The sequence below is a fragment of the Geminisphaera colitermitum TAV2 genome, from assembly GCF_000171235.2.
Lineage (GTDB): Bacteria > Verrucomicrobiota > Verrucomicrobiia > Opitutales > Opitutaceae > Geminisphaera > Geminisphaera colitermitum.
Map to the genome: position 1 here is coordinate 1 of NZ_ABEA03000168.1, position 12598 is coordinate 12598.

General features: G+C 61.3%; 9 protein-coding genes and 2 pseudogenes. 2 read left to right on the plus strand and 9 right to left on the minus strand.

What is annotated here, in order from left to right:
* Positions 1 to 120 precede the first annotated feature (120 nt).
* Positions 121 to 1842 (minus strand): alkaline phosphatase PafA, encoded by a 1722-nt coding sequence (gene pafA, locus OBACDRAFT_RS18880; protein WP_088179323.1) that lies wholly within the window; start codon positions 1840 to 1842, stop codon positions 121 to 123.
* Positions 1843 to 2012: 170 nt separating this feature from the next.
* Between pafA and OBACDRAFT_RS18885 the strand changes: the two genes are divergently transcribed.
* Entirely contained in the window at positions 2013 to 3287 is a 1275-nt protein-coding gene (locus tag OBACDRAFT_RS18885; protein ID WP_043588315.1) for a substrate-binding domain-containing protein, read from the plus strand.
* Positions 3288 to 3293: 6 nt separating this feature from the next.
* On the opposite strand, the gene OBACDRAFT_RS27630 is transcribed toward OBACDRAFT_RS18885, so the two are convergent.
* The 7 genes and pseudogenes from OBACDRAFT_RS27630 to OBACDRAFT_RS18910 form a co-directional block, all read right to left on the minus strand.
* A complete protein-coding gene (locus tag OBACDRAFT_RS27630; protein ID WP_198529942.1) occupies positions 3294 to 3632 on the minus strand; it encodes a fibronectin type III-like domain-contianing protein in 339 nt (112 codons plus the stop codon).
* Between the two features lie 123 nt (positions 3633 to 3755).
* A pseudogene (locus tag OBACDRAFT_RS31080) lies at positions 3756 to 4649 on the minus strand (glycoside hydrolase family 3 protein); the annotation flags it as partial.
* A pseudogene (locus tag OBACDRAFT_RS30130) lies at positions 4577 to 5503 on the minus strand (glycoside hydrolase family 3 protein); the annotation flags it as partial. The pseudogenes OBACDRAFT_RS31080 and OBACDRAFT_RS30130, both read right to left, overlap by 73 nt.
* A gap of 34 nt (positions 5504 to 5537) precedes the next feature.
* Entirely contained in the window at positions 5538 to 7043 is a 1506-nt protein-coding gene (locus OBACDRAFT_RS18895) for an MFS transporter (protein ID WP_043588316.1), read from the minus strand.
* A gap of 57 nt (positions 7044 to 7100) precedes the next feature.
* A complete protein-coding gene (locus tag OBACDRAFT_RS18900) occupies positions 7101 to 8888 on the minus strand; it encodes a right-handed parallel beta-helix repeat-containing protein (protein ID WP_043588318.1) in 1788 nt (595 codons plus the stop codon).
* A gap of 165 nt (positions 8889 to 9053) precedes the next feature.
* Entirely contained in the window at positions 9054 to 9809 is a 756-nt protein-coding gene (locus OBACDRAFT_RS18905) for a type II secretion system protein (RefSeq protein WP_052362253.1), read from the minus strand.
* A 19-nt stretch (positions 9810 to 9828) separates the two neighbouring features.
* Positions 9829 to 10674, minus strand: a complete 846-nt coding sequence (locus OBACDRAFT_RS18910; RefSeq protein ID WP_043588319.1) for a hypothetical protein — start codon at positions 10672 to 10674, stop codon at positions 9829 to 9831.
* 102 nt (positions 10675 to 10776) lie between these two features.
* Here OBACDRAFT_RS18910 and OBACDRAFT_RS18915 point away from each other — a divergent pair, with 102 nt between their 5' ends.
* The gene (locus tag OBACDRAFT_RS18915) at positions 10777 to 11805 is read left to right on the plus strand and encodes a LacI family DNA-binding transcriptional regulator (RefSeq protein WP_043588325.1); all 1029 of its coding nucleotides are present in this window, start codon (positions 10777 to 10779) and stop codon (positions 11803 to 11805) included.
* 33 nt (positions 11806 to 11838) lie between these two features.
* On the opposite strand, the gene OBACDRAFT_RS25795 is transcribed toward OBACDRAFT_RS18915, so the two are convergent.
* A partial coding sequence (locus OBACDRAFT_RS25795) for a type II secretion system protein (protein WP_332835133.1) occupies positions 11839 to 12598 on the minus strand: 760 nt, incomplete at its 5' end.

Sequence of the window (12598 nt, forward strand, 5' to 3'; positions counted from 1 at the left end):
GGGAGAGATGTGATTTGGAATTTTAAATGGGTGGTGGCGTTGCTTCCGTCTGCCGGCAGGATGCCGGCGGTCCCAGGCGCTGACGCGTTGGCGGGAGCGCTCTGGATGGTGTTGATTTTTTTATTCACCGAGGACTTCGGTAATTGATTTTCCGATACATCCGTTGGGAGGCTGGATTTTCAGGAGAGCGGCGAGGGTGGGGGCTATGTCGGTGATGGCAACGGTGCGAGTGGTGCGTCCGGGTTTGATGTTCCAGCCAAACCATTGGAGAGGGATGCGGGCGTCGTAGGGGTTCCAAGTGCCGTGGGTGGTGCCAGCGGGAGCGCCAGCATACCAGCCGGGTTGGAGGATGAGTTGCACGACGCCACTGCGGGCAGGGTGGTAGCCGTTGATGATGCGTTCGCGGAGGAGGGCGGGGATGGGGGCGCGGTGGACTTCGTCGATGTCGATGGCCCAGGCGACGCCTTCGACTTCGCGGAGGAAGGCGGCGCAGTCGGCGCGAATGGCGTGTTCGTCGAGGGCTTTTTCGCGGATGAGGGTGGTGTTGAGGCAGACGCGATAGTTGTTGATGTCGCGGACGAGATCGGGGACGCCGTGTTTGCGGGCAAGGGTTTGGTTGAGATTGAGTTTGAGGGTGACGGCGTTGTTGCGGGCGTTCCAGGCACCGGAGGGGATTTTGTGGTCGGTGAGGAATTGGGCGTTGTGCGCGGCGGCGTGGTCGGCGGTGAGGAAGAGGAGATACTGGCCGGGGCCGATCCGGGCGTCGAGCCAGGCAAGAAAGGTGGCGAGGTCGCGATCGAGGCGCAGGTAGAGGTCTTCCATTTTGGGGGAGTTGGTGCCATAGACGTGTCCGGCGGCATCGGTGGAGGAGAGGCTGATGGCAAGGAAGTCGGGGAGGCTGGCGGGATTTTGACCGAGGTGTTCGGCTTCGATGGCGGCGCGGGCGAAATCGAGAGTGAGGGTGTTGCCGTGGGGCGTGGGGCGGAGGACGGCATAGGATTTTTTGGCTTTGGCGGACAGGGTTTTCAGGTCGAGGGGAAAGGTGTTGGCCGCGGGGTCAAGGTCGAGGGCGCGTTCGTAGGGGTTTTGATCGGGTGTGCTTTGCTTGTAGGTTTCTGGTGGGTACAGCAGGTTCCAGCCTTGGGCGATGCAGGCGTCGGGGAGTTTTTGAGCATTAAAGGCGTCAACCCAGACGGGGCGTTTTTCCATGTAAAAGGTGCTGGTGACCCAGTCGCCAGTGGCGTCGTCAAACCAGTAGGCGGCGTCGGCGGCGTGGCCGGCGGGGAGGATGCTGCCGCGGTCCTTGAGCGCGACACCGATGACTTTGCTGCGAAAAGTGGTGGCAAGTTTGAGTTCGTCGGTGATTGTATTGGATAATAAATTACGCGGGGAGAGTCCGCCGGATGCGGCGCCGCCGACGGGTTTCACGGTGTCGTCTTGCACGCAGTAGCGGCGGTCACCGGTTTTCTCGATGATGAAGTCGTTGCCGGTTATGCCGTGGATGGCGGGGACGGAACCGGTGTAAACACTGGCGTGGCCGATGGCGGTGACGGTGGGCAGGTAGTTGATGTAGGTGGCGTCGCAGGAGAATCCGTCTGCGAGGAGGCGGCGGAATCCGTCGGGACCGTAGCGGTCCTGAAAGCGGTAGAGGTAGTCCCAGCGCATCTGGTCAACGACGATGCCGACAATGAGTTTGGGGCGGGCTGCCGCCGCGACGTCCGCCGTGGCAGCGAAAGAGGCCGGAGGACAGAAAATCGAGACTAAGACGGCGAGCGCGGTGACGAGGCAGAGGGAGGTTACGCGGGAGGTGAAGCGGGACAGAGTCATACGGCAGTGCTTCATGCAGGGGCAGGCGGGGGCCAAGAATTTTTTGTGGAAAATATGAAGGTTATGTTTCTATGTAATAAATTTATTTAGTTAATTTTCAGTTTCTTATGTTCATTTTTTAGCAAACTGCCCATAGGCAGTTTTTTGATTTTCAAATGATGGCTGGATGAGGGAGAACTGGCGCGATGGCTTCACATTTTTTACATGAGTCGCTGACGCGGAGTTTGCTGCGCGAGATGGCGAGCGGGGTGTTTCGGGATGGGCAGCGGTTTTATTCGTTACGCAAGATTGGACGGCAATGGGAGGTGTCGGAACCGACAGTGACGGGGAGTTTACGCTGGTTGGTGGCCAGGGGCTTGTTGCGGACGAGCGCGCGGCGTGGTTGTTTTCTCACTACAGGGTTTCAGCAGAGGGCGCAGCTTTTGTTGCGCAAGGCGCGGGCTCCTGAACTGGCGGCGGCGGTGTCGCTGGAACAGAAGACGCGGTTGTTGCAGGGGGAGCGGGGCGGGGTGGTGGCGTTGTTGCTGGAGTCGGACGCGAATGCGGTGCTGACGGCAGAGGAGGCCGGCAGCGAAGGAGGGGGGGGGGGACGGGAGTTGCCGGCGGGTTTGTCATCGACGGTGTCGCGTTGCGCGGGGGCGTTTGCACGGGAGTGCGAGCGGGGCGGCTTTGAGGTGCGTTATTTTTTGTATGATGCGGAGCGGGAGGACGGGGGGCGTCGGGAGCGGATTCGGGCGGGGCTGGAGAGGGGCGGGTTCGCGGGGGCGGTGGTGTTTTGCCGGTCGAGCCACCGGGTGATTCGGCCGTTGCTGGAGCCGTTGACGCGGGGGCGGCTGCCGGTGGTCATTTTGTATGATGATTGCCAGGGGCTGCCGGTGCATTCGATCAGTCTCAACAACACGGGCATGGGTTACGATGCGGTGCGGCATTTTTACCGGATGGGGCACCGGCGGATCACGGTGCTGGCGCCGCGTTCGTCGGAGAAACATCATCGGGACCGGGTGCGGGGTTGTGTGCTGGCGGCGTCGGAGGGCGGGTGTCGGGGAGTGATATTAAGTGTATTCAAAATAGGAGGACGCGCGGGGGGCGTTCCGGTGGCGGTAAGGCGGCATTTTGCGAACAGGGCAACACGACCGACAGCGGTGTTTGTGACGTTGTCGGGTTTGCTAAGGGGAGCGGGGCCGTTGTGGGAGCGACTGGGGTTGGAAGTGCCGGGGGATTTGTCGGTGATCGTGTGCAGCAGCAAGAGCCGGATGCCGGGACTGGAGGGCGCGGGATCGGTGGATACGATGCATCTGGACTTGGGGGCGCGGGTGGGGCGAATGGCGGCGCGCCAGTTGCAACGGCTACAGGCGGGCGAGGCGCTGGAGAAGAGCGTGCTGCTGGATGTGGTCCACAAAAGGCGCGGTTCGGTGGCGAAATTGGGTCGAAAGTCGGAAAGTCGAAAGTCGAAGGTTTGAAGGGCGTTATTGGTTGCTGCTTTTACGGATGCGGGCGGTTTGCGGGGAGGGGGCGCCGAGTGCCCGGGCGCAGGGGTGCGGGGAACTGCCACCGACATGCACGGTGAAGGCGCGCGGGTTGCGCGTGCGGCGGCCGTGGGTATCGACAAGGCGGATACGGTCGATGGGGATCGTGAAGTTGACGCGTCGGCTTTGTCCGGGGGCGAGGGTGACGCGGTGGAAGTCGGCGAGGTTTTGTTTGGGGATAGGGCCGTCGTCGGACGTGTCGAAGTCGGTCAGGTAAACTTGAACGATTTCGTTGCCGTCGCGGTCGCCGGTGTTGGTGAGGAGGACACTGCCGCGCAACGGTGTGTCGTTGCCGGGCGAATACACGGCGGGCGTTTGCAGGTCGGTGTAGGTGAAACGGGTGTAGGTGAGACCAAAGCCGAAGGGCCAGGCGGGGGTGCCTTCGAACCAACGGTGCGTGCGTCCGCGCATCGAGTAGTCGGCGTAGGGGGGGAGGTCGTTGATGTTTTCGTAAAAGGTGATTGGGAGGCGTCCGGAGGGCGAGGCGCGTCCGAGGAGGATGTCGGCGAGGGCACGACCGCCTTCCTGGCCGGGGTAACCGGTCCAGAGGATGGCTTCGACGTGGTCGGCGAGGGGGCCGAGCGAGAGGGCGCTGCCGCCAAAGAGGATGACGATGACGCGGGCTTTGCGTTTGATGAGGTTTTCCAGAAAGAGGCGTTGGGACGGAGGCAGGGAGATGTCGTCGCGGTCGCCGTGATGCGGAGAGGCAATGGCCTCGCCTTCCTCGCCTTCGAGCAGGGCGGTGAGGCCGAGGCAGGCAATGGTGACATCACACGCGGCGCAGTCGAACTCGGCCCATTCGAGGGTGTTTTGCTTGGGGGAGGAGAGGAGCGCGCCGGGGCGGTAATCGGCTCGGATGCCTTCGGGGAGCGCGGCGGCGAGGCCGTCGAGGAGGGTGATGGCGCGGGGGGGGAGTCCGTAGTAGTTACCGAGGAGGGCGTCTTGCGTGGTGGCGAGGGGGCCGGTGATGTAGAGGCTGCGGACGTTGGGGCGGAGGGGGAGGATGTTGTCGCGGTTTTTGAGGAGGACGCAGGAGGCGACGGCGGCTTCGTAGGCGAGGGCGGTGTGCGCAGGGCGGGCAACGATGGTCTCGGGGGGGGGGGGAGGGACCAGGGGTTGCGGTTGTCGTCGGCGGGGTCGAACATGCCGAGTTTGAAGCGGGCGCGGAGGTGGCGGGAGAGGGCGCGGTCGATGTCGGCTTCGGTGATGAGGCCGCGTTGAACGGCTTCGCCGAGCAACTCGAAGGTGGTGCCGCAGGCGAGGTCGCAGCCTTTGGTGAGGGCAAGGGCGGCGGATTCAACGGGGTCGGTCGTTATGCGGTGCGTCTCGTGGATGTCGCGCAGTGCCCAACAATCGGATACAACGTGACCATCGAATCCCCAGCGTTCGCGGAGGATGTCGAGGAGGAGGAATTGGCTGGCGCAGCAGGGTTCGTCGAGGGTGCGGTTGTAGGCGCCCATGACAGACTCAACGCGGGCGTGGCGGACGAGGTGTTCGAAGGCAGGGAGGTAGGAGTCCCAGAGGTCGTGCGGGGTGACGCGGGCGTTGAAGGTGTGGCGTTCGTTTTCGGGACCGGAGTGGACGGCGTAGTGCTTGGCGCAGGCGGCGAGTTTGAGGTGGGTGTCGGGGGTGTCGCCTTGGAGTCCGCGAACGAAGGTGGCGGCGAGCGTGGCGGTGAGGTGCGGGTCTTCGCCCCAGGTCTCCTGACCGCGTCCCCAGCGGGGGTCGCGGAAGAGGTTGATGTTGGGGGTCCAGAAGGTGAGGCCTTGGTATTGCTGGGTATAACTTTGGCGGGCGAGGGCGGCGTGGTGTTTGGCGCGGGCTTCGTCGGAGATGGCGGTGGCGACGCGGTGAATGAGGTCGGTGTCCCAGGTGGCGGCAAGGCCGATGATTTGGGGGAAGACGGTGGCGCGTCCGTTGCGAGCAACGCCGTGGAGGCATTCGTTCCAATAGTTGTAGGCGGGGATGCCAAGGCGCGGGATGGCGGCGGCACCGTGCTCCATTTGCGAGACTTTTTCGGCGAGGGTGAGGCGGGCAACGAGGTCGTGGACGCGTTCGTCGAGCGGGAGGTCGGGGTCGCGGAAGGGGGGCGGCATCGGCGCGGCGTCGGCGGTAGTATCGGTGGGTGCGGAGGTGGATGCGGTGATCATGATTGGCGGAAGTGGTTGGTGAGAGAGGCTGCGTTCACAGTGCGCCACGACGGTTTTCGAGTGCGTTGCGGATGACGGCGGAGCGAGCACGAGTCAGTGGATAAAAGCAGGCCGCTGTCATCGCGATGCTCCAGATGACGAGCGGGAGGATGAGATAAACGACAAACATGCGTTGAACAACGTCGGCAGGTTGGGCGTCGAGTCTGGCATTGAAGCCGGAGAGTTGCAGGACGAGTCCGCCAATGCCCATGGAAGCCGTGAACGCCACTTTGATAAACCATGAGTAGAAGGAGTTGATCGAGCCTTCGCGACGGCGCGTGGTATGCAGTTCATCGTAATCCGCAACGTCGGCTTTCATGGAGGGCAGGAATATCCAGATGGCTGAGATGGCGCATGACTCAAAGACGCCGGGAATGATTTGCAGGTAGGGGTTGGTGGGAGTCATGAGGAACCAGTTGAGGAGGTGACCGGTCATGCTGGTGCCGAGCATGACCATGACGACGGTACATTTGTCGAAGCGTTCACCGAGCCATGTGAAAAATGGGATGGCAGCAATGCCCGCTGTTACCGTGATGGTGGCTTTCCATCCGAGGATGGCGGCTCCAAGGGCAAGGTCGCCCTGGCAGGCGTAGTAGAAATTCACATACTGGCCGAGGCTGGCAATCGAAGTGGTGCCGAGGACCAGGAAGAAGGAGATGCAGATGAGCGCCCGGAGGGGAGAGCAGCGGGCGGACTCCCTGATGCTTTGCCAGAAGGGATCGCGGGCCTGGGCGGCGGCTTCGGGTTTATAGTAGCGTTCTTTTACGAAGAGGGCGGGCAGGAGGCCGAAGCAGAGAATGCAAAGCGCAATGAGCCAGCAGGTGATGCGCATGCCGATGACGGTGGGCTTTTCGTCGGTATCAGGATTTGAGATACGGACAAGGAGGGGTTGAATCGTGGAGAGGATTCTGGTGGCGAGGGGGCCACGGTTGGCGAGGGCGTCGGGGGTGTTGGCGGCTACGGTGCCGAGAAGGATGACGATGGAGAGAAGCCAGCCGCCGGCGAGCGTGGAGAGTTTGCCAAAGAGAGCCATCCAGGCAGCGAGGCGGGTGCGTTCGTCGTAGTTGGGAGTAAGCTCAAGCTGGAGTCCGTAGTAGGGCATGGACCAGAATGTGAAGCAGGTGAAAAACGCCAGTCCAACGACTGTCAGATAAATAGCGCGGCCAGTGTCTCCGAAGAAATCGGGAATGTGCCATAAAAGTGGATACATGCATGCCGTGGCAAGGGCTCCGACAAATATGAACGGACGGCGGCGGCCCCAGCGGGTGCGGGCATTGTCCGATATGTTGCCCATGATGGGATCGGTGATGGCGTCCCACGCGCGGAGAGTCATCAGGATAATGCCAAGGACAAGTGGCTCCATGCCGAGGCCGATGTTGAAGACCGGCATCCAGAGCGTGTTGATCATGAAACTAGTGGCGACGTAGTCCATGTTCACACCGGCGGCGAAAGCGATTTTTTGCGGAAACGGGATGCGGTCGCTTTGGGCAATGAGAGACATGCGCGGAAGGATGACGGCGGGGGGGGGGGGGGGATCGGGGTGGGTTCGCGCATCCGCTCAGAGCGGCAGACGGAGGAGTTCGGACGGGGCGCCGATGTCGTCATCTGCCATGCCGTCTTCCCACGCGCCGCGGTCGCGTCCGCCGGGCCATGTGGTGATGCGGTCGGGCCAGCCTTGGCGGGCCGGATAATCGCTGCCGCTGTCTTTGCCGGGAGTGCCGGGACGCAGACGCAGGTCGCGTTTTTCGTCAGGGGTGCCGACGTTGGCGGCACCGCGTCCGGGGTGCGTGAAATGCTGGACCAGTTGGGTGTCGGTGATGGCGTCTTTTTCGGTGGCGGGTCTGTCGATGTTGTAGAGGTTGGCCTCCCAGTGGTTGTCACCGCCGTCGTCGTCACGGGTTGCTCCGCGAAATGTGATGTTGGCCTTGGGTGAGTGCGAAAAAAAGATGTTGTTGACGAAGTCGTAGCCATGCCAGCGGTCAGGGGTAGCGTCGTCAGTTTTTTCCCACACGTTGTAGGAGTTTGCATAAAAGGTGTTGTGGTAAAACTTGATGTTTTCGGACTTCCCGGCCCAGTTGACGCCGCTCTTGATGCCGAATCCGTTATTTTTCGTCGCCGGATTCATGGCGGTCTGGAAGCGCGTGCTTTCGGCCACGTTGCGATAGATGTAGATGGGGCCGGGAGTGTTGGTGGTGACACTGATGCCGGTCCATGCGCCGTAGATGTGATTGTTGAAAAACTCGATATTTGCGGACCAGGGGGACTCCAGCTCGATGCCGTCGTCGATGATGTGTCCGAGGGTGTTGTGATGGATGCGGACGCGGTTCCCGCGAACAGCCATGCCATCCCATTGTCCTAGGATCAGGTTTTCACGGATTTCGCTGTCTTCCAAGTTTTCGAGTTGGAGGCCGAATCCTTGCCAAGGGCCTTCGAAGCGGGCGCGGGTGTAGGTGCCGATTTCGTGCGTGTATCCGCCGTGCCATTGCCATTCGTCGGGGATGCCGTTGAGGATGCGAACGCGTGAGATGAGAATATGGGAGGCAATGGCGGTCTTGCTCCGGGAGTCGATGCCATTCCAGCAATTGCGGATGGTGACGTTGTTGATCTCGACGTGCGAAAGGGATTTTTCGGCGGCGGTGAGACGGATGCCGGCGGTGCCGCCGTTGCGGATTTCGAGCGAGCGGATGCGGATGTGACTCTGGCTGGCAAGGTCGATGACGGCGAGGGCGCGTCCGATGTTGAGGCCGATATGGTTGGGGTCTTGGTCTTCGGCGAGTTTCACGTAAACGTGTTGGTTGTTGCGGAAAATGCCTTCGCCACGCGGGGCGACTTTGAGTCCCTTGAGGCTGGCGTAGGTGGCTAGGAGGCGGGCGCAGCCGTGATTGCCGGGTGTGCCGGCGCGGGAGGCCCAGGTGTTCACGCCGGGAATTGTGATGCCGGTGATGGGAAGCGCAGCGCGATAGCAGGTCAGGTTGAGGGCTTTGTCAGTGAAGAGCGTCCATCGTTGATTCGAGGAGGAGGTTTGCTGAAGTGCAGGGTCGGCACCGTCGATGATGGTTTGCGGGCCGTGGCCTTCGAGGGTGATGGGAGCGTCGATAAGTCCTGATTTTTTGAATACAATATTTTCGTGGTAAAGGCCGGGCGCGATTTTTACGGTGTCGCCCGGAGCGGCGGCATCGAGCGCAGCTTGGATGGTGGTGTGGGGCTGGCGTTCGCCGTCGGCACGTTCGAGCACGATGGCAGCAGCGGCGGCGGGCGCGGCAGGTGGCGCGGCGGGTGCGGACACGGCAAGTGTCGCGAGGAAAATCGTGGCGAGGTGGTAGTGGCTGTTTTTTGGTTTTCTCATTTGAAATGGGGGCATTCTGGTTTTTTTTTGGATTATTTTTCTCACGCAGAGACGCAGAGGCGCAGAGCGGAAAATAAAAACAGGCAGGTTTTCTCTCCTCTTTGCTTCGCGTTGCTTTTTCTCTGTTCGCGTAGCTGCGTGAGATTCCGATTTCGCAACCGGGTGTCAGCGGTCATAACGCCAGAAGATCGAATCGGGGGAGGTGCTGTGCTTATTGACCATGTCGGCTCTGGAGATGCGTTGCACGTGGGCGTCAACAAAGACGACGTTGATGGCGTTGCCGTGCGGGTAAAGGGGCTGGGAGGTGGAAGATTCCTGAATGTCGGCATGGCCGATGGTCAGCTTGTAATTGCTGTTGGGGGCTTGATTGATGGCGCCGTCCATGAAGAGCGCAGTGCGTGAGGGTGAGGGGAAAACGGCTCCGGGGGGCATGTGGAGGCCGGGGTCGAAACCGTGCGCGTTGTTGTCGGGGCCGCCTGTATTGCCTGTGCCGCTTGAGGCGTGAAGGTTCATCGAAAAGGTGCGGTCAAAGCGTTTTCCGGCTTCGTCGGCGGCAGCGGGGGCACGGAGTCTGAACGAGGAATCACAGCGCATGACGGAGGGTTGGCCGGGTGTCCAATCGGTGTGTTGGATGGAGAGGTAGGGGGCAATGGATCCTCGTGTCGCGGGCAGGAAGTGCCAGCGTTGGTTGTAGGGCATCCTGCGGTGGTCTTCCGCATACAGCAGAGCGGCGGTCGCGAGTTGTTTGAGGTTGCTGGCGCATTTGGCGGCGGCGGCGGTTTCGCGAACTTTGCCGACTGTCGGTATCATGATGGCGGCCAGAATGCCAATGATCGCTATGACGGTCAGCAGTTCGATGAGCGTGAACCCGGATGCGCGGGCGTGGCCGGATGCGCAGGAGGGGGGAGGGGGGGGGAACATGTGGAAGGGGGAAATGTGTTTATCGGTTGCGTCGTGTCAGGCGCACTGTGGCCAGCAAGACGAGGGTCGCAATGCCAGTGACGAGGGAGGCGGTGTGGGGTTCGGGAATGACGGAAACGACGTCGTCCCATGTGGTGGCGATCACGAGGTTGTTCACGAAATATTGATCGGCCGGCTCGTTGCTGGCTCCACGAAATCCGATGCTGCTGATCGAGGTGAGGCCGCTGCTCGATACGGTGCCGAAGGGTGTGGCGAAATCCGCCGCCGTCGTCGGATTGATCCACCATTTGAGGGTGTCGAATGCCTTGTCGCTTCCGGGCACGCTCTTGGTATAAGCGACCACGAGTTGGTAGCTGGTATTGTTGACGACGGCGGGGCCGATGGAAGTGAGTCCGGCTATGTTGCTCAGCCGGGCGATGAGTTTGCCTGAAGCCATGCCGACATTAAGGCGTGAGGGGCCGTGGTTGCCGCTGCCCACGGTATTGTCGAGCCAAAGGGCGAAGAAGTCATTACCTTCGTGGCCGGTCGCAGTGAGGGTCATGCTGACGAAGAGGGCATCACCGCTCTGCGTTGCGAAGGTGCGGTAAGCGAGTTCGTCCTTGTTGGGAGCGGTGTCGGAGCCGTTTCCAAAGGTGACGCCGGAACCGCTGGCAGATGTCGTGGCGACGGCGTCGGCGGTCCAGTTGCTTGTCCAGCCGGAGCCTCCAGATGCGTCGTTGAGTGGGGAGCTGGCATCGTAGGAGAAGGAATCCGAGGCAATGATTGCGGCTGCGAGTTGGGTTGATATTACAGGGCTGGCAGCGAGGAGGAATCCGGCGAGGCCGACTCGGAGGAAACGGACAGATTTGAGCGAGTTGTTGTTCATGGGGGGAGGCGGGTGATGGTGATGGAGACCGAGAGTGTCGGCACCGGAACAGCGTTATCGGCGATAGACAATCGCGGCGTAATTATACACGTTGAAAAACCTATGGCTCAACTGGTGACAATTCGTGAGGTGGCGGCGGCGGCGGGAGTGCATTTTACGACGGCGTCGCTGGCATTGCGCAATAGTCCGACGTTGCGGGCGGCGACGCGCGAGCGGGTGCAGGAGGCGGCGCGGCGGCTGGGCTACCAGACCAATCCGATGGTGGCGGCATTGATGGCCACGGTACGCGCGGGGCAGCATCCGCGCAATCATCCGACGCTGGGGTATCTGACAAACTGGGAAACGCCAGAAGGGTGGCGCGAGGTGCTGGCGCACCGGGAATTTTTTGCGGGAGCGAAGCAGCGGGCGGAATCAATGGGCTATCGTCTGGCACATTTTCATCTGGGGCGCACGGGAATGTCACCGGAGCGGTGGAACACGGTGTTGCAAACGCGGGCGATCACGGGGCTGGTGCTGGCGTCGTTCGACAAGGTCAGGCCGCTACCGCTGGACTGGTCGCGATATTGCGCGGTGCGGATCGACCCCAACCCGCCGGAACCGCGTCTGGATGTGGTGACGAATAATCAGGCGCAGGTGGCGCAACTGGGGTTTCAGCGGATGCACGAGCGCGGATACAAGCGGATCGGGCTGGCTGTGCAGCGGCTGTGGGATGAACGGCTGGATCACCGGTTCCGTTCGGGATACCTGACGGCGCAATCGGTATTGGGGATCGGGATACGGAGCCGGGTGCCGTTGTTTTTGTCGGACGAGTGGACGCAGGAGGGGTTTGCACGGTGGTTGCGCGAAACGCGGCCCGATGCGGTGATGACCGTGGACCCGTTGTATGTGCGTCCATGGTTGCGCGCGTTGGGGTTGCGGGTGCCGGAGGACATCGGTTATCTCAATCTGGATGTGAGCGAGGATGATCCCATGGGCGAGGTAGCGGGTGTGCGTCAAAATCACACGCTGGTGAGCGCGCGCGCGGTGGAGTTGTTGATTGGGAAATTGCAACGCAACGAGCGCGGCGTGCCGGTGGTGCCATCGGTGACGCTGGTGGAGGGAACGTGGGTGGAGGGGCGGAGTATCCGATAATAGGATACTAATGAGGCATGCGAAATATGCGGCCTATTGGGTTAGCCAGCTCAAGGGACGTTCGGTCCAGGGGTAGCTGACGGCGTTGCGGGTGAATTTGGTTTGCGCACGGTCGAGCGTGGCGGTGTGGGCGTCGAGGAAGACGACGTTCATCTTGGTTTTTTGCACGTGGATGAATTGCACATCAGGGTCTTGGCCGTTCCGGTTCCAGGGGTTGGCGTAGTCGTTGTTTACCGCAGAGCCTTCGTCGGCAAAGAGGATGACTTTGCTGGGGTTTTGGATGTCGGTGAAATATTGCTGCGGGAGGGTCTCCACGGGGAGCGCAATGGCGGGGTTGATGCCAATGCTGGGGCCGGCTTTGTTTTGCTCCCATTGCGTGGGGAATTTTGTGGGATAGGCGGCCCATGTCGCAGGGCAGGCCAGGTGTTTTCCGTAACGGAGTTGTTTTTCCGTGAGGTTGAGATACGGGGCTAGTTTGCTTGTCCAGGAGGTTTCTTGCAGGTCGCCTTTGTCAACGTGGCCCATGGCAATCTGTTGTTTGTTTTCGGATACGTAGATCAGATGTGTGAGGGCGAGTTGACGAAGATTGCTGAGGCACTGGGTGGTGCGGGCGCGGTCCATGACGCGTCCGTAACCGATGAAGGACAGGGCGGCGAGGATGCCGATGATGGCTATGACGGTAAGCAGTTCGATCAGCGTGAAGGCGGCGCTCTTCGCGCGAAAAGCTGAAAATTGAAAAGTTGAAAAGCTAAAATGGGAGGAGGTGGATTTCATGGCGTGTGAGTGAAGGGGG